Annotated in this window: 23 protein-coding genes and 1 pseudogene; 10 read left to right on the forward strand and 14 right to left on the reverse strand. The window is 60.2% G+C overall.

What is annotated here, in order from left to right; translation table 11 throughout:
- Nucleotides 1–224: 224 nt before the first annotated feature.
- Complete coding sequence (locus tag AC6FTP_RS16670; RefSeq protein WP_497208051.1) at nucleotides 225–860, reverse strand: LolA family protein; 636 nt, start codon at nucleotides 858–860, stop codon at nucleotides 225–227.
- Between the two features lie 36 nt (nucleotides 861–896).
- Entirely contained in the window at nucleotides 897–1,532 is a 636-nt protein-coding gene (gene thiE / locus AC6FTP_RS16675; RefSeq protein ID WP_497208052.1) for a thiamine phosphate synthase, read from the reverse strand.
- A gap of 117 nt (nucleotides 1,533–1,649) precedes the next feature.
- On the opposite strand from thiE, the gene AC6FTP_RS16680 reads away from it, so the two are divergent.
- From AC6FTP_RS16680 to AC6FTP_RS16705, 6 genes are all read left to right on the forward strand, one after another.
- Nucleotides 1,650–2,816: a hypothetical protein gene (locus AC6FTP_RS16680; RefSeq protein WP_497208053.1), complete on the forward strand. Its 1,167-nt coding sequence runs from the start codon at nucleotides 1,650–1,652 to the stop codon at nucleotides 2,814–2,816.
- Nucleotides 2,817–2,985: 169 nt separating this feature from the next.
- The gene (locus AC6FTP_RS16685) at nucleotides 2,986–3,834 is read left to right on the forward strand and encodes an MYG1 family protein (RefSeq protein WP_497208054.1); all 849 of its coding nucleotides are present in this window, start codon (nucleotides 2,986–2,988) and stop codon (nucleotides 3,832–3,834) included.
- 154 nt (nucleotides 3,835–3,988) lie between these two features.
- The gene (locus tag AC6FTP_RS16690) at nucleotides 3,989–5,377 is read left to right on the forward strand and encodes a Gfo/Idh/MocA family protein (RefSeq protein WP_497208055.1); all 1,389 of its coding nucleotides are present in this window, start codon (nucleotides 3,989–3,991) and stop codon (nucleotides 5,375–5,377) included.
- A gap of 63 nt (nucleotides 5,378–5,440) precedes the next feature.
- The gene (locus AC6FTP_RS16695; protein WP_497208056.1) at nucleotides 5,441–5,938 is read left to right on the forward strand and encodes a hypothetical protein; all 498 of its coding nucleotides are present in this window, start codon (nucleotides 5,441–5,443) and stop codon (nucleotides 5,936–5,938) included.
- Nucleotides 5,939–6,034: 96 nt separating this feature from the next.
- Entirely contained in the window at nucleotides 6,035–7,018 is a 984-nt protein-coding gene (locus AC6FTP_RS16700) for a hypothetical protein (protein ID WP_497208057.1), read from the forward strand.
- 16 nt (nucleotides 7,019–7,034) lie between these two features.
- Nucleotides 7,035–7,373: a diacylglycerol kinase family protein gene (locus AC6FTP_RS16705; protein WP_497208058.1), complete on the forward strand. Its 339-nt coding sequence runs from the start codon at nucleotides 7,035–7,037 to the stop codon at nucleotides 7,371–7,373.
- A 76-nt stretch (nucleotides 7,374–7,449) separates the two neighbouring features.
- On the opposite strand, the gene AC6FTP_RS16710 is transcribed toward AC6FTP_RS16705, so the two are convergent.
- Nucleotides 7,450–8,469 carry a cytochrome-c peroxidase gene (locus tag AC6FTP_RS16710; RefSeq protein ID WP_497208059.1) on the reverse strand — a complete coding sequence of 340 codons (1,020 nt, stop codon included), beginning with the start codon at nucleotides 8,467–8,469 and terminating at the stop codon, nucleotides 7,450–7,452.
- A gap of 191 nt (nucleotides 8,470–8,660) precedes the next feature.
- Between AC6FTP_RS16710 and AC6FTP_RS16715 the strand changes: the two genes are divergently transcribed.
- Together AC6FTP_RS16715 and AC6FTP_RS16720 are read left to right on the forward strand one after the other, a co-directional pair.
- Complete coding sequence (locus AC6FTP_RS16715; protein ID WP_497208060.1) at nucleotides 8,661–9,569, forward strand: nucleotidyltransferase family protein; 909 nt, start codon at nucleotides 8,661–8,663, stop codon at nucleotides 9,567–9,569.
- A gap of 96 nt (nucleotides 9,570–9,665) precedes the next feature.
- Nucleotides 9,666–10,226: a hypothetical protein gene (locus AC6FTP_RS16720; protein WP_497208061.1), complete on the forward strand. Its 561-nt coding sequence runs from the start codon at nucleotides 9,666–9,668 to the stop codon at nucleotides 10,224–10,226.
- Here AC6FTP_RS16720 and AC6FTP_RS16725 read toward each other — a convergent pair.
- The 4 genes from AC6FTP_RS16725 to AC6FTP_RS16740 form a co-directional block, all read right to left on the reverse strand.
- Entirely contained in the window at nucleotides 10,223–11,005 is a 783-nt protein-coding gene (locus tag AC6FTP_RS16725) for an ABC transporter ATP-binding protein (RefSeq protein WP_497208062.1), read from the reverse strand. The genes AC6FTP_RS16720 and AC6FTP_RS16725 overlap by 4 nt on opposite strands.
- A 174-nt stretch (nucleotides 11,006–11,179) precedes the next feature.
- Nucleotides 11,180–12,022, reverse strand: coding sequence for an ABC transporter ATP-binding protein (locus AC6FTP_RS16730; RefSeq protein WP_497208063.1), 843 nt, complete (start codon nucleotides 12,020–12,022; stop codon nucleotides 11,180–11,182).
- 80 nt (nucleotides 12,023–12,102) lie between these two features.
- Nucleotides 12,103–12,537, reverse strand: a complete 435-nt coding sequence (locus AC6FTP_RS16735; RefSeq protein ID WP_497208064.1) for a hypothetical protein — start codon at nucleotides 12,535–12,537, stop codon at nucleotides 12,103–12,105.
- Nucleotides 12,538–12,561: 24 nt separating this feature from the next.
- On the reverse strand, nucleotides 12,562–13,776 hold the full coding sequence (locus AC6FTP_RS16740) for a right-handed parallel beta-helix repeat-containing protein (protein WP_497208065.1): 1,215 nt from the start codon (nucleotides 13,774–13,776) through the stop codon (nucleotides 12,562–12,564).
- A 104-nt stretch (nucleotides 13,777–13,880) separates the two neighbouring features.
- Here AC6FTP_RS16740 and AC6FTP_RS16745 point away from each other — a divergent pair, with 104 nt between their 5' ends.
- A complete protein-coding gene (locus AC6FTP_RS16745; protein ID WP_497208066.1) occupies nucleotides 13,881–15,308 on the forward strand; it encodes a DUF1501 domain-containing protein in 1,428 nt (475 codons plus the stop codon).
- A gap of 4 nt (nucleotides 15,309–15,312) precedes the next feature.
- Here AC6FTP_RS16745 and AC6FTP_RS16750 read toward each other — a convergent pair whose 3' ends face one another.
- The 4 genes from AC6FTP_RS16750 to AC6FTP_RS16765 all read right to left on the reverse strand — a co-directional run bounded on the left by AC6FTP_RS16750 (nucleotide 15,313) and on the right by AC6FTP_RS16765 (nucleotide 20,776).
- The gene (locus AC6FTP_RS16750; protein WP_497208067.1) at nucleotides 15,313–16,533 is read right to left on the reverse strand and encodes an MFS transporter; all 1,221 of its coding nucleotides are present in this window, start codon (nucleotides 16,531–16,533) and stop codon (nucleotides 15,313–15,315) included.
- Nucleotides 16,534–16,626: 93 nt separating this feature from the next.
- Nucleotides 16,627–17,457 carry a hypothetical protein gene (locus AC6FTP_RS16755; RefSeq protein WP_497208068.1) on the reverse strand — a complete coding sequence of 277 codons (831 nt, stop codon included), beginning with the start codon at nucleotides 17,455–17,457 and terminating at the stop codon, nucleotides 16,627–16,629.
- Nucleotides 17,458–17,558: 101 nt separating this feature from the next.
- Nucleotides 17,559–18,794: an MFS transporter gene (locus tag AC6FTP_RS16760; protein ID WP_497208069.1), complete on the reverse strand. Its 1,236-nt coding sequence runs from the start codon at nucleotides 18,792–18,794 to the stop codon at nucleotides 17,559–17,561.
- Between the two features lie 299 nt (nucleotides 18,795–19,093).
- Complete coding sequence (locus AC6FTP_RS16765; protein WP_497208070.1) at nucleotides 19,094–20,776, reverse strand: sialate O-acetylesterase; 1,683 nt, start codon at nucleotides 20,774–20,776, stop codon at nucleotides 19,094–19,096.
- Nucleotides 20,777–20,856: 80 nt separating this feature from the next.
- On the opposite strand from AC6FTP_RS16765, the gene AC6FTP_RS16770 reads away from it, so the two are divergent.
- Nucleotides 20,857–21,228: a toxin-antitoxin system YwqK family antitoxin gene (locus AC6FTP_RS16770; RefSeq protein ID WP_497208071.1), complete on the forward strand. Its 372-nt coding sequence runs from the start codon at nucleotides 20,857–20,859 to the stop codon at nucleotides 21,226–21,228.
- 64 nt (nucleotides 21,229–21,292) lie between these two features.
- On the opposite strand, the gene AC6FTP_RS16775 is transcribed toward AC6FTP_RS16770, so the two are convergent.
- The 3 genes and pseudogenes from AC6FTP_RS16775 to AC6FTP_RS16785 form a co-directional block, all read right to left on the reverse strand.
- Nucleotides 21,293–22,030, reverse strand: coding sequence for a polysaccharide deacetylase family protein (locus tag AC6FTP_RS16775; protein WP_497208072.1), 738 nt, complete (start codon nucleotides 22,028–22,030; stop codon nucleotides 21,293–21,295).
- Nucleotides 22,031–22,107: 77 nt separating this feature from the next.
- Nucleotides 22,108–24,714 (reverse strand): DUF4838 domain-containing protein, encoded by a 2,607-nt coding sequence (locus AC6FTP_RS16780; protein ID WP_497208073.1) that lies wholly within the window; start codon nucleotides 24,712–24,714, stop codon nucleotides 22,108–22,110.
- Nucleotides 24,715–24,813: 99 nt separating this feature from the next.
- Nucleotides 24,814–25,216: pseudogene (locus tag AC6FTP_RS16785) on the reverse strand (hypothetical protein); the annotation flags it as partial.

Raw genomic sequence — 25,216 nt, forward strand, 5'->3', positions numbered from 1 at the left:
AGTCCGCTTAGGCCGGAGGGGCGGCTCAGTGCTCAGTGCTCAGTGCTCAGTGCTCAGTGCTCAGTGCTCAGTGCTCAGTGCTCAGTGCTCAGTGCTCAGTGCTCAGTGCTCAGTGCTCAGTGCTCAATGCTCAGTGCTCAATGAAAATGCCGCTTGGTGCCGTCAAGCGGTGTCGCGGGAGACTGCGCACTGTGAACTGAGCACTCCTCCACTTCTCCCGTCGCCTACCTCGCCAGCAGCTTCGCTTTCTCCACAGCCGTCACTGGCTGCGGCTCATCGAACTGCATCAGCATGGTGGAACCATCGCCCTGTAGGACGCGGAGCTGGAGCAGGCGTTTCGTACTGTGGCTGATCTGGAGATCGAGCTGCTTCAGGTAGCGTTTCACAAACGGGGCCTTCGGGCGCAGCGTCACGGTGGCCACACCGGGACTGTCTTCGGCGACTTTGACGATGAAATGCCGCGTGAGGTCTTCGGGGGAGGCTTCGCGCCCGCTGAGAAAGCGCGCCCACATGCGGTAACGCGGATCATCTTCCTCCAGCACCTGCCAGGGAGAGTCAGCAGCCTCGCGGACGCGGAACTCCTTCATGTCATGCACGAGCACGGTGGCCGCAGGCTCACCGAGTTCCCAGCGGAAAGCTCCGTCTTGAAAACGCCAGAATTGACCGCGTGCGCTGACGGGCTGCTTCAGTGTAGGGATGGTGCGCGTCTGCTGAAAGCCTACCTCCATATCGGGCATGGTCTTTTGCGCCTCCGCCCACTCCACCATGATCGCTGGCAGCGGGGAGTAAGGTTTCGGCAAAGTCACCGCCTGAGACCACGCGGCGACAGGCAGGAGGAAGATGAGGAAAAGGCAGCGCATAAGATGCGGCATCTAAAACAGAGCCCGCCCGCCACATCAAGGCAGCATCGCCTTCAACTGACGCACCTCGGCACGGACATCGGCGGCGAGCAGGAAGGCGGAGACGACGACAACCCGGCGTGCGCCAGCGGCCAGAATTTCGGGGGCACGGGCAGCATTCACACCGCCGATGCAAAAGATGGGCAGGGCGACACGGCGATGCACCTCGGTGATGTCTTGCAGCCCGATGGGCGTGTAGTCAGGCTTTGTTCCCGTGGCATAGAGCGGCCCGAAGCCGATGTAGTCCGCCCCCTCCACCTGCGCAGCCTCGGCCTGGGCGAGACTGTGGGTGGACTTGCCCACAAAGATCCCCTGCCCCACGACCGAGCGAGCTTTCGCCACGGAGTCGTCGTCCTGCCCGACATGCACGCCCTCGCTGCCCACGTTGGCGGCCACTTCGAGATGGTCATTGATCACCAGAGGCACGCCGAGATCACGCGTCACCGGATGCATGGCACGGGCCAGCGCCTCCACCTCGGCGGCAGTCGCGCGCTTGGCCCGTAACTGCAAGATGTCCACGCCCCCCTCACAAAGAGCGCGGGTCATCTCCACGACCTGCTCCGGCTTCACATAGCCGAGATCGACGATGCCATAAAGGCGGGCGCGGAGAATGGATTCAAAGGGCGGAGACATGGCGGGTTACTGGCCGGAGTGGTGGCTGAGGTCAAGGCCACAGAACCGGGCACGGCCAATGGAGCCCCCGTTTTCATTCTTGTCGAAACTAAACCCACCATTCAGAATCGACTGGAAATGAGCCAACCCTCCAGCCCCCGCGCGATTTCCTTTCTCCTCCTCTTCGGTGGGCTGGCGGCCGCCCACACCGCTTGGGCCGTGACCTACCCACTCGCCAAGGCGCTCGCCCCGCAACTCCGGCCCATGGGCCTCACGGCCAAAGCCGAGCCGGGTGGACTGAACCAGGTCAAAGGCCAGATCATCCGCATCCTCAACGCCATGGAGACCAGCGCCCAGACTGGCGGCCCGGATGGCAGCGCCTTGATCGGCAAGGCTTTCGAATTCCAGCCCAGCGTCGGCACGCTTCAGCGTCAGGCCATGCAGCGCAGCCTCGTGCAAATGTGGCAGCAAGCCCATGTCCTCGGCTGCTTTGATGACAAGCACCAGTTCACCGGCATGATCACGAAATTCGGGGACGCAGGCTCCCAGGCCGTTTTTGAATACATCGTCCCCCTGGAGCATGTGCCGCACTTCTCTCGTGACATCTCCAACGTGCGCCTCGTCGCCCCCTCCAAGAGTCGCGCCAACAATGCCGCTGATGCCGCCCGCGACCTCGCCTACCTGACCCAGTTCCGGGACATCGAGCGCGAGATCCTCAACGCCAAACTCAGCATCAAACCACCGACGAACAACTTCGGCCAGACCAAGGAGGAAGCCGCCAAGATCTTCAAAGAAGAGATGGAGCGCGCAGGCGCCATCGGCCAGGAGACGCCGAACATCAGGCTCAGCGGACGGCTCACCGAGCAGCCGATGAAGCGCAATGGTTACCAATGGGTCTATTCCATCGAACTGGTGAATCTTTCCCAGCACCCCACCGAGGTCACTGCCCAGTGGTGGCTCCTCGGCGACACCGAGCTGAAGCACCTGAACTACCTCATGGCCGAGGGCAGCGAAAAACTGCAACTGCGCAGCATGGCGACCCACAAGGCCGAGTTCAAAACCAAGGCCAAAAATCATTACGATGGCCGCGCCGATGACCTCGACGGCCTCGGCCTTAAAGACCCCAGGCGTGGCAAGACGGAGCCCAAGTATCGCGGTGCCGTCATCCGCATCCTCCATGGCAAAGAGCAAGTCGTCGCCACCTGGACCTCCGATCCCACCATGGCCCGATGCCTGGGCACCGATCCCGAGCCTGAATACGACCTCAAGCGCCTGCCGAAGCTCTACGAGAACAAGCCCAAGTAATCCGATGAGGTGCTGCTTCGTCTGGCGCTGAAAAGGCAGCACACAGCAAAGTTGTGGACCACCAACCGGCCTCAAAGCCTTCTGCACCCTTGCCCTTCGCAGAACAACGAACGAAGACGGCCTCCGCATTTTCATGCCTCCGTGCACAGCACATCCCCCCTTTCCCTCAATGCTCTCCCTCATCCTCACTCATCCCGGCGGCTCTCATAAGGACGAACTCCTCGCCTGCAGCCTCCTTGCCGCCGTTCACCGCGTGCCCATCGTGCGCCGCGAACCTACCGAGGCCGATCTCGCCGATCCCACCATCGCCGTCGTCGATGTCGGTGGCGAACATGTGCCCGAGCGGCACAACTTCGACCACCATCAGTTTCCTGCGGACCACCCGCCGGTGTGCGCCCTGAGCCTCGTGCTCCAGCATCTCGGCGTCTATGAAGACGCCCGCCAGTTCTGCGACTGGCTGGAGCCCGCGGAGTGGTTTGATACTCGCGGTCCCAATGTCACCGCCCAGTGGCTCGGCGTGGATCGCGCCACCATGAACAAGCTCAGCTCACCCATCGACATCACCCTTCTGCGTCGTTTCGCCAAAGCCAAACGCCTGGAGCCTGGCGAGCCCCTTTGGGAAATCCTCAGCTACATCGGCCAGGATCTTCTGGAGTATCTGGGAGAGCTGCGCAGCCGCATCGACTTCGTTGCTCAGAATGCGGAGATCTGGAGCGTCGAGGACCATGAAATCCTCTTTCTCCCCCGCACCGAGCCCATTCCCGACGATCCCTCCGCCGGCATTGGCCGCTACCTGGAGAGCATCGGCAAAAGCAGCAGCATCGCCGCCCTCATCTACCCCGACCGCCGGGGCAGCGGCTACGGACTCTCCCGCCACAACGACAACCCGCGCTACGACTTCACCCGCATCGACAAGGAGCCCGACGTCCACTTTGCCCACGCCCGAGGCTTCGTCGCCAAAACCTCGGCGGCAGAAACCAGCAGAATCCGAAAACTGCTCGAATTAGCAAAGGTCTGAGGAGATCATTGGCCTCACTTCGAAAAGGGCGCTAGGCCTGCTGAAAGAGGCAGTCCCGGTGCCTGGCAAGTCATGCAGGCTTTTATTTCCGCAAAGAATGCCCACAAAGAATGCTTGCGGCGTGGCGTTGGTTTCGGCCACACTTTTCACCTCTATGGAAAATACCCCAGCCATCAGCTCACGCCGAGATTTCATCAAGTCCGCCACCCAGGCCACCGTCGGCCTGTCTGTGCTCTCCGGCATCAAGATCCCCTATGTGCACGCCGCTGGCGATGACATCATCAACGTGGCCCTCGTCGGCTGCGGTGGCCGTGGCACGGGCGCGGCCAGCAACTCCATGGGCGTGAAGCAGGGCACCCGCCTCATCGCCATGGCGGATGTGCAGGAAAGCCGCCTCGAAGCCAGCTTCAACGGCCTCAGCGCCAAGCACCCGGACCGCTTCAGCGTCTCCGCTGACTCGAAGTTCATCGGCTTCGATGCCTACAAAAAGGCGATCGACATGCTGCGTCCGAATGACGTCGTCATCCTCGCCACACCGCCCGCTTTCCGCTGGGTGCAGTTCCAATACGCCATCGAGAAAGGCGTGAACGTCTTCATGGAAAAGCCCATCTGCGTGGATGCCCCGAGCGGCAAGCGCATGCTGGAACTCGGCAAGAAGGCTCAGGAAAAAAACATGAAGGTCGGCGTAGGCCTGATGTGCCGCCACTGCCGTGTGCGTGGTGAGCTCTTTGACCGCATCCAGCAGGGAGAGATCGGCGAGATCATCCTGGGTCGTGCTTATCGTCTCCAGGGGCCAGTGGGCACCTGCTTCACCAAGCCGCGTGATGTCAAAACCGACCCGAATGAGCTGATCTACCAGATCAAGAACTTCCATAGCTTCCTCTGGGCCTCCGGGGGAGCCTTCAGTGACTTCAACATCCACAACATCGACGAGATCTGCTGGATGAAGAACGACTTCCCGATCGAAGCCAAAGCCACCGGTGGCCGCACGGAGCGCGGTGAGTATGTGGACCAAAACTTCGACCACTACAGCGTGGAGTACACCTTCCGCGACGGCACGAAATTCTGGCTCGAAGGCCGCAACGCCATGAAGACGCACAACGAATTCGCAAGCTATGTGCATGGCACCAAGGGTTCGGCCGTGGTCTCCAGCGCCGGTCACTTCCCTTCCCGTGCGATGACTTTCAAAGGTCAGAACAAAGTGGCGGCGGACATCATCTGGCGCGGACCGAAGCAGGAACCAAATCCATACGATCTCGAGTGGCAGGATCTCGTGGAAGCCATCGTGAACAACAAGCCTTATAGCGAAGTCGAGCGCGGAGCCATGGCCAGCCTCGTCACCGTCATGGGCCGCATGAGCGCACACACCGGACAGCTTGTCACCTTTGACCAGCTCATGGCCCACGACCATGAATTTGCCCCGAAGGTGAACGAACTCACCCTCGATGGCGCGGCTCCGCTGATCGCAGACAAGGATGGCAAGTATCCGATTCCGTATCCTGGCCGCCACGGCATGTACGAATACGTCGTCGGTCAGGCCTGATCCGTCGTTTAGTCTCAAGCCCGGAGCACCGCCAAGGTCTCCGGGCTTTCTTTTATCTCACTCATGTCCGCCCCTCCCCTCAGCCCCAGACAACTCTTCAACATGCTCGACTCGGGCCGCATCTCGCGGGAGGAATTTCGCGCTCGGATGAAGGACTGCGCAGAGGAGATCATCACCGAGATGGAGGAGGATCATCTCAATCCCGTGGCCGCCTTTCTGGAGCAAGTACTCAGCCGCCGTGCGGCCTCGAAGCTGCTGCGCCATCATGAGGAGAAAATCATCCGCGAGGTGTTGCAGGCATTGTCCGAGCTCGATGACTTCCAGCCCGCGCGATGGCTGTGGAATGCCGCGCATCCGCACATTCCCCTGCACGCCTTTTTTCGTAGCAAACGAGAGCCCGTCTTCCGCATCGTGACTCTGGATGCCATGCCGCAGCTCGTGACCGTGAATGTGGAATACAGCACCCAGGGCAGTGATGGCCTCGTGCGTGAGCAGATCCGCCTGCGGCGTGACCGGCGCTCCCAGCTCGGACTGGAGCGCCGCCAGCTCGTGCCGGACTGAGGCCCTGAAATTTCTGGCTCGCCATCACACATCGACTCTCATTAAAGTGTGAGTTGTCCGTTTACGTTGCGTTCCCACTTCCCCCAACCACTCGCCATGAAAACCGTCTTTCTGCTCATGCTGGCCGCCAGCGCCGCCACGCTTTCCGCTCAAACACCCGCCGCCCCCGCTGAACCTGCGCCGAAACTCACCGAGGCCCAGGTGAACACGGTGCTCGATCAACTCAAAGCGCTGGAAGCTGACATCCTGGCCAAGCGCGGCAGCAATCTCTCCTCCATCCTTGCAAAGCTAAACTCCGCCATCGCCAGCGATCAGGCGGCGATCAAATTTTACACCGAGTGTGACGTGCTCGTGAACAGCGAGCGCAAGGAGGCGAGCAAAACTGAGGCACGCCAGCGCGCCGAGCAGATCGAAAAAAACATGGAACGCAAAGCCAAGGCTGGAGCAGGTGCCGACGATGAGCAGGGAGACAACGGCATCGCTCTGCGTCTCGGCATGCGTTATCTCATCCTGACGCTGGAGGCCCATGAGTCAAAGGAGGAGGAATTCAAAAAGATGATCCCCAAGCTTCAGAGCTACATTCAAGATCTCGTCGCATCCGCCCCGAAGCTCCAGGGACGTGCGTTGGGCATGATCAACCGCGCCTGCGGCCCGAACAGTCCCATCGTCGAAGCCTACCAGCTCGACCGCTACCTCAACCGCCAGCATTGGAGCCGTGATCCCATCAATATCGGCGGCATGTATCAGTCCACGCTTTTCTACCTCGCCGAATCTGAGGCCAAGGACTCCCTGCCCACACTCTGGGACAGCCGCATCAATAACGAAGGTGCCTTCCGCAAAGAGCAGATGAGTGAGCCGGAATACATCCTCTGGCTGCAAAATGAACTGCCCGCCATGCGCTGGGAGCGCGCCACCCATCTCTATGAAAAGGGGCCGTCTGTGATCAATGCCATGGCTGACATGCTCAAGGTGATCAAAGAATTCCCGGCCCATCCAGACGCCCCGAAATGGGTGGCTGAACTGCGCACGAGAGTGAACGAGTCCGCCGCTGTCCCACCCACCGCCGCCACTGGCAGCTAGTCGCCACCACTTTCCTGTGATCCGGCCTCTGCTTCGCAGCTTCCGCTGTGCCTTCTCAGGCATCGGCTGGGCATTGCGCACTCAGCGAAATCTGCGCATCCACGCCGCCGCCACAGTCGCCGTCGTCATGCTCGGCTTTGTGCAAAACATCTCCCAAGGGGAGTGGTGCGCCATCCTCGGCTGCATCTCCCTTGTTTGGGCCGCTGAATTGATGAACTCCGCTCTCGAAGTCCTCTGCGACCGCATCACCACCGAGCCCGACGAGCACATCCGCCGCGCCAAAGATGCTGCTGCGGGAGCCGTCCTCGTCTGCGCCATCATCAGCGTCGTGGTCGCTGCCCTGGTGTTTCTTTAGCTCGGCTCTCGGAGCACATGCCCAAAAAAAGCCCGCCATCACTGGCGGGCTTTTCCGTTGATCAGACAGACTTAAATCATGCCTTCGGCGTGTTCGGGCCACTCTCAGGCAGCTTCGGCTGGGCGATGTATTCCTTCGGCAGCTCACCTTTCAGCGCCTTCAGGAAAGTCACGATGCTGGCGGTCTCATCAGCCGTCAGCACTTTGCCCAGTTGATGCTCCGCCATCTTGCTGACCATGTCTTCGAGGCTCTTCACAGAGCCGTCGTGAAGATAGGGGCCGGTTTCGGTGATGTTGCGCAGGCTTGGGACTTTGAAGAAGTGTTTGTCGCTCTCTTGTTTCGTCGCTTCCATACGACCGGCGTCTTTGAGATCAGGCCAGGCCTTCACCAGACCAAGCTTTTGGTACATCGCACCACCGATGGCAGGACCATTGTGGCAGGTGGCGCAGCCCGCTTTGGCAAAGGTTTCGTAGCCTTTGGCTTCTTCGGATGTCAGGGCATCCTTCTTGCCTTTCAGAAACTCATCCCAGCGGGATGGAGTCACCAGCTTGCGCTCAAAGGCACCCACGGCCTTGCCGAAGTTGTTGTAGTTGATGGGTTCTGCTTCACCGGGGAAGGCGGCCTTGAAGGCATCGACATAACCGGGAATGGATTTCAGCACATCCACCACAAAGTCAGCGCTCGGCATGCCCATTTCCACGGGATTAAGCACGGGGCCTTTGGCCTGCTCTTCCACGCTTGGGGCGCGTCCATCCCAGAACTGGGCGACGTGTAGCGCGGCATTGTAAGTCGATGGAGAACTGCGTCCGCCGAGCTTGCCTTCATGGCCGGGTGAGAAGGGCAGATTGTCTTGGCCGTATTTGTCCAGCATGTGGCAGGAGTTGCAGCTCATCTTTCCTCCCTTGGAAATGCGTGTCTCATAATAGAGCATCCGCCCCAGATTGATCTTGGCTTCGGTCAGTTCATTGTCAGGAGCTGGGGCTTCCGTGGGCAGTGGTCTGAACATGGCCAGATAGGAATCCGAGAGAGCGTCAGCCATGAGTGGCTGGCAGCTCAGTGCGATGGCGGCGAAGGTGAGGCGAGTGGTCTTTTTCATGATTTAGAAATAAGCTTCGAAGTTACGTGACCTCAAAGGCTAGGGTTGCAGTCAATTGCGAGCAAGTCACGACTCGCTCGCCTCTTGAAATAAGACTCTGTCGCGATAGCCACGACATCGGCTTTGACAGGTCCCCTGCCCTGTCCATCAATCGCGCCGCGCACCGCATCTGGCGCGCCTCCTTTCTCCCAATGAAACCCACTCTCCTCATCCTCGCTGCCGGCATGGGCAGCCGTTACGGCGGTCTCAAGCAACTCGACGCCATGGGCCCCTCTGGCGAAGTCGTGCTCGACTACTCCGTCTTCGATGCCATCCGCGCCGGCTTTGGCAAAGTCGTCTTCGTCATCCGTCGCGACTTCGAGGAGCAGTTCCGCACGCAGATCGGCAGCAAGTTTGGCGACCGCATCGAAGTGGACTACGCCTTCCAGGACATCACTGACCTCCCCGCCGGCTTCTCCCTCCCCGAAGGCCGCACCAAGCCCTGGGGCACCGCCCACGCCGTGCTCGCCGCCGAGAAAGTCGTGCATGAGCCCTTCCTCATGATCAATGCCGACGACTTCTACGGGCGCGATGCCTTCGCGAAGATCGCCGCCGATCTCACCACCCCGCGCCCGGACGATGGCAAGAGCCACTACTCCATGGTCGGCTACTACCTGCGGAACACCCTCTCCGATCACGGCAGCGTCGCCCGTGGCGTCTGCACCCGTGATGCCAGCGGCAGACTGAGTTCCGTCACCGAGATGACCAAGATCTTCAAGACCGCCAGCGGTGCCGAGAACCGCGAGACCGACCCCGCCCTGCCTCTCACCGGCTCCGAAGTCGTCTCCATGAACTTCTTCGGCTTCACGCCTGACATCTTCCCCCACCTCCGCGCCGCCTTCACCGAGTTCCTCAAAGTGAACGGCACCGACTTGAAAGCCGAGTGCTACGTGCCCAAGGAAGTCGATGCACTCATCCAGTCTGGCAAAGCCGACGTCACCGTGCTGGAGTCGAACGACTCCTGGTTCGGCGTCACCTACCCTGAAGACAAGGCCGACGTCGTCGCCTCCATCCAGGCACTCGTTGCCGCCGGGGCCTACCCTCAGAGCCTCTGGAGCTGATTGAAAGAAGACCCGCTTCCCACCGGCGAACTCGAAAGGGTTCGCCGGTTTTTTGTGCTCGACGCCACCCCGAACCTCGGGTGATAAGCGCGTGACATGGAATCCAATCCCTACGCCCCGCCGCAAGTCACCATCCTCTCCGCCCCACGCTCCGAAATCGAGGAGGCCGAAGCCATCCGCCAGGAGCACATCAAGGTCGAGGCCACCGTCAAGTCAGTGGGCACGTTGTACTACCTTGGAGCATTTCTAGTCCTTGGACTATCCGTGGCATTGCCAATTCTTGTTACACCTGAGGATGATCGGGCAGAAACCATCGGCCCAATAGCTTTGACGGCATTCTTCCTGACAGGAATCGCGCATTTAGTCCTCGCCTATGGCCTCCGCCGTCTCCGTTCCTGGGCGCGCTGGCCCACGGTGGTCCTTTCCTTTATCGGCCTGCTCGGCTTTCCCCTGGGCACCTTGATCAGTGCTTTGATCCTGGCAAACCTACTCGGCAAGAAAGCCGCGATGGTCTTCTCCCCTGAATACAAGGACATCATCGCCGCCACACCGCATGTGAAGTACAAGACCTCCATCATCGTGAAGGTCTTCCTCGTGCTCCTCCTGCTGGCGCTCATCGGCATCATTGCCGCCGTGTCACTCAGTCAGCTGAATTAAAGCACCCGCAGCGCATACTTCCCTTCCTTCTGCGTCAGCTTCACCGGCGCTCCATAAAGCGTGCTCAGTGCGGAGCTCGTCAGCATTTTCGTCTTCTCCCCCTGCCCGAGCACACGCCCCGCGCGCAGCAAGAAGACGTCCGTGATGCACGGCAGGATCTCCTCCACATGATGGGTCACCATCACCAGAGATGGTGCCTCCGGCCACGTGCTGATCTCACTCATCCAGGAGAGGAATTGCTCCCGCGCCACCGGGTCCAGCCCCGCGCAGGGTTCATCCAGGATCAGCACCTCAAAGCGCGCCATCAGCGCACGGCAGATCAGGATCTTCTGCCTCTCCCCCTGCGAAAGCGTGCCCCAGAGCGACTTCTTCAAATGTTCGCAGCCAGCCGCCTCGATGAGCCCCGCCGCCTGCTTCTTCAGCGTGGCGGATGGCGGCTGCCAGAGGTTCAGCTTCGCGTCCCGACCGCTCGCCACCACATGCATCACCGGCTCACTTGGCTCCATGTAAGTTGTCAGCGTGTTCGTCACCAGTCCCACACGCTTCCGCACCTCCCGCCAGTCGCTGTTACCGAACGTGTCCTCTCCGATCTGGATGATGCCATCTGTCGCAGGTTCATACCCCGTGATCAGATTGATCAGCGAGGTCTTCCCACAGCCGTTCGGCCCCAGCACACACCAGTGCTCCCCTCGGTTCACCTGCCAGTCGATCCCTTCCAGGATGCGCCTCCCCCCACGGGTGAAAGTGGCTTGCTGGACGCGGAGGAGAGATTCATTCATCAGCGTTGTTTAGCGGGAAAAACTCACCACGCAGGCAAAACTCGCCATCAGCGAACACTTCTTCCCCAGCAAGCCAGCCACCCTGGGTGAGTAAAACGAGTTTCAAACTTGGAGGGGTGATGGCATCTCGACACACCAGCTTGCGATTTTTATTGTCGCGCTGCGGAGATAATCTCAGCCGAGGGCGGCGTAGTCGATGGTGCGGAGGCGGGCTTGCTTGGCACCCATGCGGGGGACGCAATCCAGCAATGCCTGCGTGTAGGGATGCTGGGGGTTGGAGAGGACTTGCTCAGTGGGACCGGTTTCAACGATCTGGCCACGGAACATGACGGCGACGCGGTCGGCGACGCCACGAATGATGCCGAAGTTATGAGTGATGAGGATCATGCTCATGTCGAGATCCCGGCGGAGGGTGGCGAGCAACTCCATGATCTGCTTCTGGATGGTGACATCGAGCGCGGTGGTGGGCTCGTCGGCGATGAGTAGCTTGGGCCGACAGCAAAGGGCCATGGCGATCATGACGCGCTGCTGCATGCCGCCGCTAAGCTCGTGCGGGTAGGCACGGAGGCGCTTTTCGGGCTCGGTGATGCCGACTTTAGTGAGCCAGTGCAGGATCTCGGCCTCGCGGTCTTTGACATCGGGGCGATGGAGGGAGAGAGCCTCCCCGATCTGGGTGCGCACTTGGAGGACGGGATTCAGCGAGGTGGTGGGCTCCTGGAAGACGTAGGCGATCTCTTTGCCGCGCACCTGACGAAGTTCCTTCTCGCTCATTTTGAGGACATGATGCCCGGCGATGCTGAGTTCGGTCGCGGTGATGCTGGCCTGCGGCTCAGGAAGAAGTCGCGCTAGGGCGAGGGCGGTGGCGCTTTTGCCACTGCCGCTTTCACCGACGATGGCGATGGTCTCGCCCTGGGCGAGGTCGAGGCTGATACCACGCACAGCCTGAGTGGGCGGGGAGCCGTGGCGGCGGAAGTCGATCTTCAAATCGCGGATGCGCAGGAGGGGCGTGTCGGCCATGATCAGGAAAGAGTGGGGTGGGATTCGCTGAGCGATGATGTGCCCCGTGAAGCGACCTGACAAGATGCAAAGCGGGGCTGCTACCAGAGCTTGAAGCCGATGTCGCAGGCTTTGCGGATGCGCACATTGAGCAGGAAGAAGATCCCGCCCGCCGCATAAGTGACATTGACCAGACCCAGCCACAGAGGCAGGAGCGAATGGGAGATGAGCGGTGGTTGCTCGGGCTTTAACTCGGGCAACACATGCCCAAGGAAAAGGATGCCACCGATGGTGAAGATAAAGAAGAAGAGGGCAAGCAGGCAGCGACAGACCGCCATGCCGGAGAGAATGCCAGTGATAAGCAGGACAGTCATGAGATACCAGAGTCCAGCACCGGCAGCCCAGCGGAAGACCTCATGAAACAGCAGCAGCACAACCGCCACTCCTCCCACCACTAGGTGCGCCCACAGGGCCACTCGGGTAAAGTGGACTTCGCTTCGGAGACTTCCTTCTTTGTAACGTTGCAGGTCGAGCATTTGGCTGTGCCAGATTCGGGTGAATCACCTGCGGGTCAAATTATCTTTAATGAGAGACTCCACGCTCGTGTTCACATCGATCCAAAGGCCGCCTTTGGGCAGCTTACGCCCGCAGTCGTAGCAGACGTTGTTTGTCACCAGCAGCCCGGCGCTGCCTTTCGCACTCCAGACGGCCATGGTGCTGAGGCCGGTGAAGGTGTTTCCGGTGATGGCACAGTCCTGGCCACCATCAATAAAGATGCCGCTGCCTTCATCAATGTGCATGGGAGTGGGGCCTTCCGCCGGACGCTTGTCGAGGCCGCCGCCGATGTAGGTATTGGTGAAGCTGTTCCCAGTGATGGCGTGACGACCACTGTCTTTGCTCACGCGGACGCCGAACTTGTGGGCCAGCACGATGGTGTTTGCACTGACGGAGCAGCCATGGGCATCCCGCAAGTCGATGCCACCCTCCAGGTGATGGGCGATGACGTTGGCGCTGAGGGTGATGCCGTAGCAGTCACGATCCAAAATGATGGCCGTGCCATTGCACTCCTCGATCATGTTGCCACTCACGACGGAGCCGTAGGTGTTTTCGATGACGACGCCGTGACGGAGGTGGTCATCGACGTTGTTGCCATTCATGCAGAGGTTGAAGCTGTCCGTGCAATGCAGCGCGTCCTGGTTCTCTTCGAAGTGGTTGGCATTCACGACGATGTCGTGGCAGTTCACGATCTCGATGCCGCACTTTTTGTTGTAGGTGAGGATGCAGTCGGCGATGCGCGGGTCTTCAAAGCAATCGACGAGGTGGATGCCATGAGCGCCGTGGTGGTCGATGCTCATGCCTTCGAGATAGATCTCCTGGATGCCCTCGGCGAAGATACCATCGCCGCTTTTCTCCTGCCCCTCGATGCGGAAGTCAGCAAGTTGCACGCGCCAGAGTCGCGCCTTTTTGTCCTGATCGAGTGTCGGTGGACGCAGGATGAGGGCGGGCTTGCCCTCTTCGTTGAGGTTCTTGATCCATGTCGCGGCACCGGAGCCGATGACGCGGGTGTCTTCGGTCTTGATGACGAGCGGCTCACGGATCTCGACCTTTCCAGGAGGAAGCTTTACCAGGCCACCGGAAACCGGCAGGGCATCGAACGCAGCCTGGATGGAAGGGAACTTGGCGGCATCCAGCTCGACTGGTTTCGCCACAGGATCAGCAGCCTGGAGGGTGGAGAACAGGACGAGACAGGCGGAGGAAAGCAGACGCGGGCACATGGGTTACTTACGAGCCAGCGATTAGAGGCCTTTCCCTGTGAATCATTGAAGGTCCAGTTCTGAAATAGAAGTGAGCAGTGGCGCGTTGCTTGATCACTTCTCTCATGCCCGACTCCCCTGCCCCATCTCATCGCTGCCGTGGCCCGCTTTCACGGCGGAGCTTTTTGGAGATCGGCTCGCTGAGCACACTGGGCTTGGGCATGAGTGACTTTCTCAGGGCAGAAAGCATCGCCAAAAACAGCGGGCGGAAGCTGAAGGAGAAGTCGGTGATCTTTGTCTGGCTGCCGGGTGGGATGTCGCAGCTCGAAAGCTATGACATGAAGCCGAACGCGCCGGTGGAGTATCGCGGCGTGCTGAATCCGATCCGCACAAAGGTGCCGGGCACGCAGATCTGCGAGCTTTTCCCGCAGCAGGCGAAGCTGACGGACAAGTTTAACATCATCCGCAGCATCCATCATGAGTTCTCCGACCATGGCGGCGGGCACAAGCGCTTCATGACGGGGCGGAATCCAGCGCTGCCGGTGGGCTTTGTGAATGATGCGCCGAGTGTGCAGTCGATCATCAACCGCAAGCTCCAGCGAGCCGATCAACCGATGCCGGTATGCGTGGCGGGCGTGGATCGCGGACGCAGCGGGATCGATACCTTCTCACTCGGCTCGGCCTATCTCGGGCCTTCGACGACGCCTTTTCTCGTGGCTGGCGATCCGAGCGCGAAGGACTTCAAGGTGGAGAACATCGGCCTGACATCTGACATGGAGACGCGGCTGGATGACCGGATGCATCTGCTCTCAGGCATGGACAAGCTGAGGCGGGACATGGATCGCAGCGGCCTGATGGAGGCGATGGATAGCTTCAGCCAGCAAGCTTTCTCGATGCTCACGACCCCGCAGGTGCAGCAGGCCTTCGACCTTTCCCAGGAACCGACAAAGCTGCGCGAGCGCTATGGCTGGTCGGCCTACGGGCAGCGCGGCATTCTGGCGCGTCGTCTGGTGGAGGCGGGCTGCCGCTTTGTGACGATGGTCTGGGAGAATCCTTTCCCGAGCAAAACAATCCCGAAAAACTGCACCTACAACTGGGACAGCCACGCGGTGAATTGCGACATGTTCGCCGACTGCCGCTGGCGCATGCCGGTCTATGATCAGGCAGTGTCGGCGCTGATTGAGGACATCTATTCCCGTGGTCTGGAGAAGGATGTACTCGTGGTGGTAACAGGTGAGTTTGGCCGCACGCCAAAGATCAACACGCAGATCGGCACGCAGACCGGTGTGACCCAGCCGGGGCGTGATCACTGGCCGCAGTCAATGTCGAACATCGTCTTCGGCGGTGGTATGGCCACCGGGCAGGTCATCGGTGCCACGAACCCGCGCGGCGAGTATCCCATTGAGCGCCCGATGAGCCCGAATGACCTCTGGGCGACCGTTTACCAGCACCTGGGCATCAACCCCGACGATACCTTTGATGACTTCCAAGGCCGCCCGATGTCGATCCTGCCGTTCGGAGATCCTGTGCCGGAGCTGATGCCCGTTGGATGAAAAATCAGTTCTCCTTCGGGCGGATGAGCAGGACAACTATGATGGAAAGCAGAGCGATTCCGGCGAAGACGCCGAAGATGTAGTCGATGGCGACGCCACGATCTCGGAGGGCACCGTAGCCTTTGTCGCCAAGGCCGCCGAAGGTCATGCTGACTAGGTTCATGATGCCGTAGCCGGTGGCGCGGACTTCAGGTCGCGTGATCTGGCTCAGGATGGGCATGTTGTTGCAATCAAAGAAGCCCCAACCAAGGCCAAACACAGCGAGCGCGACGATGGCAAGTGTGATGGTGGGCGCATGACCGACACCAAAGAGCGCCGGGAGGAAGAGCACCATACCGAGGGCACTGGCAAAGATGCGTCCGCGCAGTGATCGGCGCATGAGCCGATCCGCCAGGAAACCGCCGAGCAAGGCCCCGAGAAGGGATGCGATCTGCACGGTGAAGACGGCGATCATGCCTGCGCGGCCTTGCTCCAGGGCGAATTGATCCCGCAGGATCTTCGGACCCCAGTCACGAATCACCCACCCGGCAATGGCTGGCAGGGTGAAGTAGGCGACGAGGAGGAGGAAGTTTCGATTGAAAAGCAGTTCGCGGAGGCTCGCGGCGGGAGACGCTGAAGGCACCGCATCGGCACGATGGGGGGCGTTTTTTAAAGAAGCAAAAAGTGGCAGCGCATAGATCACCCCGACCATGCCGCAGGTGCTGAACATCCACTGCCAGCCGTAGCCCGGCGCGTCTGCCACATAACCCGCGAGTCCGCCGAGCATCTGCCCGAGGTAGATGCCAGTCTGATGCACACCTACAGCGATGGAACGAGTGCCTGTGGTGTGGAAGTCGGTGATCAAGGCAAGCGCTGCGGGAATGTAAAAGGCCTCGCTGATGCCCATGGCGGCACGCGCCCAGACGAGCTGATCCATGGTGGTGACATAGCTGGTGAGATAGGTCACAAGGGACCATGCGAGCAGGCTGAACCCGATGACACGACGCCGGCTGAAACGATCCGCAATGAAGCCGCCGATGGGGCTGAGAAAGGCGTAGGTCCACTTGAAGGCGGCGAGCACGTCCCCCCAGGCTTCCTGGTTCGTGATGCTGGGGATGTCCTCCACCATGGATTTCTGCATCGTGGCCAGCATCTGCCGATCCAAATAATTCAGTAGCGCGACGGGGAACAGCAGCGCGACGACCATCCAGGCGGTGCGGGCAGGGTTGGGGGCGGTGTCGGTCATGAGGGTTGGGGAGTGACCGTTAAATCACAGGCCATCCCGGCGGGGAAGCTCAAAACGATGCGCATGTTTGACCTGCGCATGACGGGGCAGGCCTCAGCCGAGGATCTGCCAGAAGCCGTTCCAGACCCAGGCGGCATTGCCAGACCAGCAGCGACCGAGCTCGATGAACTCGTGGCCGGGCGCTGGAGCGGCGCTGAGGTATAGACCCACGATGATGAGCACGTTGACCAAGAAGATGAGGCTCATGGAGAAGAACTCGCCATTGCGCTCGAGGTCGCTTTGATGTGTGAGGACGGTCTTGATGGTGTAGGTGACGTGAAACCACCAGGTCATGCCGAGCAGGGCATAAAAGAACCAGACCGGCCGCAGATGCACGCCCCGGCTGCCGATGGGCAAGGTGACCATCTCGTGAAGGTTCCAAAACATGCCCAGAAGCCCGAAGATCAGCATGACTGCCACGGAATAGAAAGGGATGAGGTAGGGGGCGAGCGTGATCCAGGTGTTGGATTTATTGGTCTCCACGTAGCCGCCCGTGGGCGAGGCACTCCAGCCGAAGATTTCGCCACCAAAGGCTCGGGCGACGACAAGGTGGCTGAGTTCGTGCCCCAGTACATAGGCATGCACGGGACGCCACCCGGCCAAGTAGGCAGCAGCCCAGGCAAAGCCGCCCGTGGTAAAGAAAATAAACTGCTCTGAGCGCCAGAAGTCCGACCTCGTGAGCGCCCGGAAGAGCATCTCTCCCATCGTGAAGGCAGTGATCAATGCCAGGGGCAGGAGCAGAAAACCCGCGATGAGCCCCTTGTAAGTGCGCACCTTTTTACGCTGCTTCACCACCGGGTGCCGACGAGTGTTCGCAGGCTTCGACCGCTCCAATTTCTGGTCGGTTCGCTCACGGGCGCTGAGTCGATAGGTGTTCGAGGACATGCTGGAAAATCGCGAGTTATTTAGCAGATCTTAACATCTTAACAATCCTAGATGTTCACATGTAGCATAACTTTCCCAATAACTCCCCTGCCCTCCTCGGCTTAAAGTCGCTCCCCAGGGCCCAGTCGGCGGCGGGTTTCATCGTCACTTCCCCGAGCCCTCACCGTGATGAACGCACTCGCGCTGAGGATGAAGGCCCCACAGATCAGGCTGAGATTTTGGAAGGACATGACCTCGATGGCGGCGAAAGCCAGAGGCGGAGCCAGCAGCCCTCGGACGCCAGTCAGGAAGGAATGGACGCTCATGTATTCGGCGACGGCGTGTTTCGGGGCAAGTTTCGTGACCCAGAGTCCCCAGGTGACATTCCCCCCCGCATTCGCCACGCCCCAGAGCCCCATGCCGATACACCAGGCGGGCAGTCCATGACCGAGGTAAAAAATCATGATGGCCACCGCGAAGATGACATTGAGGATGGAGCGGACCATGAAAAGCCCCACGCGATCATAAATAATGCCCCAATGGTAGGAGCTGAGCATGCGCAGCGTCACCGGCACCACCCCGACCACCCAGGCAACGGTGCGCTCGGGCAGATTGATGCCGTGCTTCGCGTTGGCGAGGTATTCCACAAAGAGGCTGGCAGCCACGAGATTGCCGATGCCCATCATCATCCAGGAAATCAGCAGCGTGCGGAAGTCACGATCCGCGCGCACCCAGCGGAGAGCAGACAACAACCGCGTGTCAGCCGACTCCGCGGTCTCCCATGGCACTGCTGGCAGTCCATAGGTCCACCAACCGGAAAGGAAGCCGCTGGCGGCAAAGCACCAGAGCAGCCAGACGTAGTTCTCCAGGTTCAATCCCAGCAGCCAGCCACCGAAAAAGCCGAAGCCAACGGCAGCTGCCGATCTTGTCACACCAGCGATGGCGTAAAGCCGCCCGCGTTGCGCTTCTGGGTAGTTCAGCCGGTAGATCTGCGTCAGCAGCGGGATCTGCATGGAGAAGCAAAACAACCCAAGACTCAGCCCCAGAATGAAAATCCATGGGTCACGCGGGAACAAGGCGGCAGCCGCCATGCAGGCACCGCCGAGCATCTGCACCTTTGCAGCCGTGCGGGCGATGGTGCTGCGAAATCTCAGCAGCAGCGGGATGACGAAAAGACTGGTGACCAGACCACCACTGGTGGCACTGAGAAAAATGGACTTCTCGATATGCCCGAGATGGAAGACACGCACCGCGATCAACATGCCAAAGGTCGATGACATGGCATCCAGCACGCCTGAAGGCAGCGACCTCCACAGCTCGTTGTGGAAGGTGCGACGCGTGTCTGGGTGGGTGGACATTGATTCGTGTTCGCAGTGCTTGGCGTGGCTTCGCCTAGTCTGCAACGTTCCTTTGACCCGAAACACATGAGCTCAGCAAATTTGCCTCATTGTGCAGCCCAATGAGGCTCCAGATCTCTCAAAGCTGCTGAAGTAATCGGACAACCCCTCACTGACTCGCACCCTGAAAGTGACGTGCCTTCCACCACACCGCTCCAGCAACTCCGCGTGCCACTCGCGGTATTGGGAATGGAAGCACTCGGATGACACACTACCGAGACCGGCACTTTAGGTGCCGTCTCGGTGGATATGAGCGTGGATCACTTCCCGGCCTTCTTCGCGGCTTCGCGCTGCTTGAGCATTTCAGCGCGCTTCTGTGCGGTGGCTTTGATCTCTTCCTGACGCTTTGCCACAGCCGCCTCGAGGCCGTTCGGGTTCTTGGCATCGGTGATCATGGGGAAGTCATCGGTGCGGAAAGGAGTGAGCGGCAGGCCTTCGAGGGAGAAGACATTGCAGACGGGATTGTCACTCCAGGCATAACGAACGGCGACGGGAGCAGCCACCTGCGGGCTGCTGACTTCGATCTGGTTCGTGCCTTTCTTCGAGCCGCCGATGATGCTGGCCTTGGCCCAGAACCATTTCTTGTCGGCACCACAGATGGCGAAGCCCCTGACCTCATCGACATCGACGGTGCGGAGACCGGTGGGCGCATGGTCAAAGGTGAGCAGCGCTTTGCCGCCATCGATCTTCATCTCTTTGAACTCGGGACTGCGATACACGAGTTTCATGCCGTAGTCCTTCGCCAGCGCCCAGCGGGCGAGACGCTCGGCCACGTCGCGCTTGTTCTTCGGATGGATGTCGTTGGCTTCACCGAGATCGGTGATGACGCATTGGCCACCGTTGGCGATCTTGCTCATGGTCTTCGTCTGGCTCTCGCGCAGCTCGGCCCAGTCGCTGTCGCCTGGCTCTGGCATCTCGGGTTTGAAGTCGGCAAGCTGGACCCAGTAGAAGGGGAAGTCGCCCTGCTTCCACTCGCTGCGCCAATGGGTGATCATGAGAGGGAAGAGGTAGCTGTATTCGTGGGCCTGGGAGGCATTGCTTTCGCCCTGATACCAGATGGCACCCTTGATGCCGTAGCCGATGATCGGGTTCAGGCAGCCTGCATACAGATTGCCGGGGCGCTTCTGGCCGCGGAGAGGATTCTGCGGCGCGCGTGGAGCATTGCCGGTGAACATCTTGCCTGCCTTGATGGCTTCCTTGCGAGCGGCGGACCAGGCATCCAGCTTCACTTTGTGATCGGCCAGTTGCTTTTCAAAGGCGGCGTCTGTGAAGGTGGACTCGGTTTGCTTCCACTGGGCGATCATCTTCTTGAAGCGGGCATCCTGCTCCAGCACATCGCGGCGCACCCAGGCCTCGCAGGCGCTGCCGCCCCAGGCGTTGTCGATCAGGCCCACGGGCACCCCGAGCATCTCATGCAGCACGCGGCCGTAATGATAACCCACGGCGGTGAATGCACCCGCTGTCGTCGGCGAGCACGCTTCCCACTGGCCTTTGAAGTCGTCCTGGAGTTCCTGTGTGCCGACCTGCGGTACAGAGATGAGGCGGATGTTGGGATACTTCGCCGTGGCGATGTCGAGATCAGCATCCCAGACACTGCCGAGATTGAAGCCCATGTTCGATTGCCCGGAGCAGAGCCAGACCTCACCAACGAGGATGTTTTTCAGCTCGCGGCTGCTGGTGCCCACGATGCTCATCGAGGCAGGCTTTGCATTGGCAGGCACGGGATCGAGCTTCACGGTCCACTTGCCTTTCGTATCAGCTGTCCCGGATTTAGTTTGGTCACCGAAGCTCACCTTCACCGTCGTGCCGGGTGTGTCCCAGCCCCAGATGGGATTCGTCTGCTTCTGCTGGAGCACCATGTTGTCGCCAATGATGGCCGGGAGACGCAGTTCCGCGTGGGCAGCGAGAGCGGTGGAAAGGAGGAGTAGGGCGAGAGTGCGCATGGTTGGAAAAAAGAGTGTGCGTAAACGCCGCCGACAAGCCCGGCATTGCAGAGCATGTCGCGTTGATTCACCATCGGCGCATGAAGCACCTCCTCCCCGCCCTATGGCTCACCCTTGGCCTCACCGCATGTGCCCCTGCCCCTGAGGCGGCCTACCAGGATCTCAAATGGCAGGACGACGTCTATTTCCTCAAAGATCAGCCCTTCACAGGAGTGGCGCGGGACAAACACAAGAACGGCCAGCCCAAGGGAGAATACCCCTTCACCGAAGGCCGCCTGCACGGCGTGGTCAAAGAGTGGTGGGAGAATGGCGTGCTCTCCACCGAGACAAACTTCGACCACGGCAAGCGCCACGGCCTGAACCGCTACTGGTCAAAGAAAGGCAACCTCATGAAGGAGCAGGTCTATGAGCACGATCATTCCGTGAGCGAGAAACACTACGATGTGGAGTGAGTGATCTATGGAGACTCGGAGATAAGGAGTCTTGGAAATCATCTGCAATGCGATGATGATTTTGTCATGGCTTCGCAGCAACAAACCTCGCAAGATCACGCATGGCGATCACCGTGCAGCCCTCATCTTTCAGATGCTGCATGTAGGTCTCGAACTTAGCCGGATCGGTGTTCACCCACGGGTGCTTGATGTCCGGCACGCCGTGAAAGGTCATCACCGCGATCTTGCCGTCCTTCGCCTGCGCCACGGCGGCTTTGAACTGCTCCAGCGTGCTCTCCGGCTTGCCGTCAAAGGCCTGCGGCATGAGCAAAGGATCGTCCGCAGCGGGATCAAAGGCCTTCGCACCGCCAGCCCTCGCAAACAGATAACTCCGCTCCCGTAGCAGCTTCACCGCCGCTTCGCTGGTGGCGTAGCCAGGGTAGCAAAAGCTCACCGGACGCGGGATGCCGTATTTCTCACACTGCTGTTCGATGAACTCCACATCGGCCGCCAGTTGGTCCGGCTTCTGCTTGTTCACGCCCGCATGCTTACGTGTGTGATTGCCGATCTCAAAGCCAGCCGCATGCAGCGCCTGAATTTGCTCCCAGGTCATGTAGTTCTTTTTGTCCACGAGGAACTCAAAGCCCTCCGTGATGAAGAATGTGGCCCCAAAGCCATGCTTTTTCAGCAGCGGTGCCACATAGGTAGCCTGGCTGGCCACCGAGTCATCAAACGTCAGCACCACGAGCTTGTCCGGCACTGGTTCAGCAGCAGGCAGTGACAAGACAAAACCAAGAGTCAGGAAAGCGAGGAGTGTTTTCATGGATCAATGAGACGCGTTAGATGTTGCCGTAAACGCAGCCGAGCACATCTCGAATCTTCGGGACAGGAATGCCCCGATCACTCAAACACGATCTCGCCCATCACGGCGGTGTCGTCCATGCGGGTGCTGGTGAGGGCGGAGGACCAAATCGCGCGATCCACCTGCTCGCGGGGGAGTTGGTGGTTGCGGCCGAAGTTGGCTTTCCAGGTGATGCCTTTGGTGGGTGGTTCGGCACCGAGAGTTTTGAAGGGGATGACGAGATGAGCGTGCCAACGCTTCGTTTTCGCATCGACGCGGGTTTGGCTGGTCCAGTCGCCGTTCCAGGTGGGATCGTCCTTGCCGTGGCGCGGGTCCATGACGTCGGTGATGCGGCCGTTGAGGGCGTCGTATCGGCTGGCGGCGTGGGCACCTTGGGTGAAGCGGTAGAAGAGCGGTTGGGCGGGGTTCGGGGCGAGGTAGAGGTCGATGGCTTCTTGATTCGTGAGGACGCGGTCGCGGTTGAAGGCGGTGAACTTCGTTTCATCGCCGAGCGTGGCTTCGGCGCGGAGGTGGAGGGCGTTTTCGTCGTAGAGCAGGCGGATGGTCGTCGGGCGCGGCAGCGTGTGCAGCGGCGGGAGGAGCGTGAGTTCGTGCGCGGTGGCGGTTTGCCACTCGGGGCTGTCGAGCGTGAGTTTGGCGGTCGTTTTGGCGATGGTGAGCTTTTTGAGGCCGGGCGGCGGGGCGTGGCGCATGGCTTGCGTGTCCCAGTTGAAGCAGGTGTTCGCATACGGCTCCTGATAGCCGTCGTGGGCGAGTTGCAGGTGCTTGGCGTCGTGGCCGGGAAAGGGAAAGAGGACGTGGTTCCACTCCTTTTGATGACCTTTGACGTAAAGCGTGGCGATGAAGGCGTTTCGCGCGTCGATGGCATCGAGCAGGCGATGCAGCGAGCCGGTGTCGGGCAGCATTTGATAAGCCTGATGCAGATGCACGACCTTCGCGAAGTGCTTCAAGTAGTCGAACTCCGTGCGCACGAGCGCGAGGCGTGTCTTGACCTTCGGCGTGGCGGCGAGCTTCTCGGACTGGCTTAGATTGGATTCGAGGCTCGAGAGCAGTCGCGGCGTGTAGAGGAAGGCGATGAGCTGAAACGGGTCCTGCACCGTTTTGCGTCCGCGAGCATCGGTGGGCAGTGGTTTGTAGGTCCACACATCCGTGCGCGTGCCGATGTGGTCGGAGTAGAGCGCGATGGCGTGATACAGCTCGTCGTAAAAGGCACGCATGTAGAAGGCGATGCTCTTGTCCGGGAACGCGCCCTCGCAGAACTCGGGGATGAGGTCCTTCGCGTGGTTGTTCGCCGGATCATCAAACATGCGGCCCATGGTGTAATACACCGGTCCTTCGAGGCCAAAGAGCTGGCCGGGGCCGTCGCGATACAGCGACTGGATGCGCGCGGCGGCGAGCCTTTGCACCTGCAGCTCGATGTAGCCCGGCGTGCGCATCGGCGTGTAGCGCGTGCCGAGGTTCGGGCACCAGTTATAAACGTAGCCGGTGAAGCCACGCGGCACCTCGATGCCGCGCCAGGGGGCGATGTCTTCCTCGTTCGTGCCGGTGAGCATGATGCAGGTGTTCGCGGGAAATTGGTTAAACGTCTTCGGCGGCTGCGCGGTGAGGATGTAGCTCATCATCGTGATCTGCCCGCCGGGATGCGATTTCTCCACGCGCTGCGCCACCTCGCGGTTGAAGATCCAGATCTTCTCCGACCAGTCCTTGCCCGTGCCGTAGAGCGCCTCGCACTTCTCGCACTGGCACTCGCGGAAGCCGTCCGGCTGGCCGAGATCCACGCTGTCAAAGCCGCGCTCCAGGTGCGAAACGAGGTCGCGATAGATGCGCTCCTGCACATCGGGATTCGACAGGCAATACTGCCCGTTGCCCTCCGGCTTCAAACGCGAGCCGCTGATCAGCGCGAAGTATTCCGGATGCTCCGCAAACAACTCCGCCGGCACCGCTCGCTCCCAGGTGTGCCCGCCGAACTGCTCATCCACACGCGGGAAGCGATTGTGCGCGAGATCATAAAACGAACCGCCCGCCGGATGCGCCGAGTTCACGCGCAGCAGCGGTGTCTTCGTCACGTTCAGCGTGTCCGGCACCGTGATCGTCTTCATCGGCAGGAACTCGATGGCGGGCGACGCCATGAGATCGATCTTCGCCGCGCCACTCACCGGCGTGTAGCCCGGCAGATCAGGATACAGGAAACGCACACCGAGAAACTCCCGCGCAAAGTCCACCGCCGCCTTCGCCGTGCCCACGCGATCCCAGTTCGGCCTCCGCGCATTCTCCACCTTCGCCCTCGAGGCCTGATCATTCCCCGCGAGGATCACATCCCGCCCCACCACCCGCTGAACATAGCTCCAATCCCGCAGCTTCGTCACGTCGAGGCCGTTCTTCTGCGCCAAAACCGTGTTCCCAAGCATCAACGCCGGCTTGGAGGCATCCCGCTCCTTTTCACTCACGATGGCGATCTCCGCTTTGTTCGCCAAAAACGCCGTCTGGAGCAATCGAGCCGTCTGCTGAAGACTCGCATCAATGGCCGGAGTCGGCGCCGCATCCGGCAACACGATCTGGTAGTCCGTTTTGCCCGCTTCGAGCAGCGTGAGGTCTGCGGCGGTCGCGGCGGTGAGGGAGAGGAAGAACGCGAGGAGGGGTTTCATGTGAGGACATGAAACGTGGGGAGCGGGGGCATCTTCGCTGGGGGCTTTGCTTTCAGTAAATGTGGAACTGCCAGCACCAAGGTGTTCTTGCGGTCGTGGTTATTGAGTAGCCACTACCGACACAAGGTGTATACCAAGACGCTGTGCTTCATCTGCTGCGAGTTGAAGTGTGTGTGAGTCGATCTGGCCACGATCATGGACAAGAAAGAGTGCAGGGAGCTTCTTGGTCTTGTTTGAGTAAAACTGCGACTGACCAATACCTTCTTTCCACTTCTGGAGGAAGTCGACCTCAATGGCGTATCTGTCCGTCACAATATCAACTCGCCCGCCATCAATCGAAACTTCGGGTTTGCCATTAATGCGCTCAGCCAGAGCCGTGATAAACAGCGATTCGTTAGCACTTGCTGAAAGTGGAATCTCAATCGTCGGAAGGAGCAACGATAGTGATGATGTCGTCGTGGCTGCACCACCATTTGATGATGCCTGAACAAAAACCGCCTGA

It is taken from the genome of Prosthecobacter sp., assembly GCF_044378005.1.
Taxonomy (GTDB): Bacteria; Verrucomicrobiota; Verrucomicrobiia; order Verrucomicrobiales; family Verrucomicrobiaceae; genus Prosthecobacter.

Excerpts from the sequence above, each read along its gene's own strand:
- AC6FTP_RS16775 (WP_497208072.1), bottom strand. The coding sequence starts at position 22,030 with ATGAAAACACTCCTCGCTTTCCTGACTCTTGGTTTTGTCTTGTCACTG.
- AC6FTP_RS16685 (WP_497208054.1), top strand. The coding sequence starts at position 2,986 with ATGCTCTCCCTCATCCTCACTCATCCCGGCGGCTCTCATAAGGACGAA.
- AC6FTP_RS16715 (WP_497208060.1), top strand. The coding sequence starts at position 8,661 with ATGAAACCCACTCTCCTCATCCTCGCTGCCGGCATGGGCAGCCGTTAC.
- AC6FTP_RS16760 (WP_497208069.1), bottom strand. The coding sequence starts at position 18,794 with ATGTCCACCCACCCAGACACGCGTCGCACCTTCCACAACGAGCTGTGG.
- AC6FTP_RS16740 (WP_497208065.1), bottom strand. The coding sequence starts at position 13,776 with ATGTGCCCGCGTCTGCTTTCCTCCGCCTGTCTCGTCCTGTTCTCCACC.
- AC6FTP_RS16670 (WP_497208051.1), bottom strand. The coding sequence starts at position 860 with ATGCGCTGCCTTTTCCTCATCTTCCTCCTGCCTGTCGCCGCGTGGTCT.
- AC6FTP_RS16765 (WP_497208070.1), bottom strand. The coding sequence starts at position 20,776 with ATGCGCACTCTCGCCCTACTCCTCCTTTCCACCGCTCTCGCTGCCCAC.
- AC6FTP_RS16720 (WP_497208061.1), top strand. The coding sequence starts at position 9,666 with ATGGAATCCAATCCCTACGCCCCGCCGCAAGTCACCATCCTCTCCGCC.
- AC6FTP_RS16700 (WP_497208057.1), top strand. The coding sequence starts at position 6,035 with ATGAAAACCGTCTTTCTGCTCATGCTGGCCGCCAGCGCCGCCACGCTT.
- AC6FTP_RS16680 (WP_497208053.1), top strand. The coding sequence starts at position 1,650 with ATGAGCCAACCCTCCAGCCCCCGCGCGATTTCCTTTCTCCTCCTCTTC.
- thiE (WP_497208052.1), bottom strand. The coding sequence starts at position 1,532 with ATGTCTCCGCCCTTTGAATCCATTCTCCGCGCCCGCCTTTATGGCATC.
- AC6FTP_RS16725 (WP_497208062.1), bottom strand. The coding sequence starts at position 11,005 with ATGAATGAATCTCTCCTCCGCGTCCAGCAAGCCACTTTCACCCGTGGG.
- AC6FTP_RS16695 (WP_497208056.1), top strand. The coding sequence starts at position 5,441 with ATGTCCGCCCCTCCCCTCAGCCCCAGACAACTCTTCAACATGCTCGAC.
- AC6FTP_RS16730 (WP_497208063.1), bottom strand. The coding sequence starts at position 12,022 with ATGGCCGACACGCCCCTCCTGCGCATCCGCGATTTGAAGATCGACTTC.
- AC6FTP_RS16745 (WP_497208066.1), top strand. The coding sequence starts at position 13,881 with ATGCCCGACTCCCCTGCCCCATCTCATCGCTGCCGTGGCCCGCTTTCA.
- AC6FTP_RS16750 (WP_497208067.1), bottom strand. The coding sequence starts at position 16,533 with ATGACCGACACCGCCCCCAACCCTGCCCGCACCGCCTGGATGGTCGTC.
- AC6FTP_RS16755 (WP_497208068.1), bottom strand. The coding sequence starts at position 17,457 with ATGTCCTCGAACACCTATCGACTCAGCGCCCGTGAGCGAACCGACCAG.
- AC6FTP_RS16710 (WP_497208059.1), bottom strand. The coding sequence starts at position 8,469 with ATGAAAAAGACCACTCGCCTCACCTTCGCCGCCATCGCACTGAGCTGC.
- AC6FTP_RS16780 (WP_497208073.1), bottom strand. The coding sequence starts at position 24,714 with ATGAAACCCCTCCTCGCGTTCTTCCTCTCCCTCACCGCCGCGACCGCC.
- AC6FTP_RS16690 (WP_497208055.1), top strand. The coding sequence starts at position 3,989 with ATGGAAAATACCCCAGCCATCAGCTCACGCCGAGATTTCATCAAGTCC.
- AC6FTP_RS16770 (WP_497208071.1), top strand. The coding sequence starts at position 20,857 with ATGAAGCACCTCCTCCCCGCCCTATGGCTCACCCTTGGCCTCACCGCA.
- AC6FTP_RS16735 (WP_497208064.1), bottom strand. The coding sequence starts at position 12,537 with ATGCTCGACCTGCAACGTTACAAAGAAGGAAGTCTCCGAAGCGAAGTC.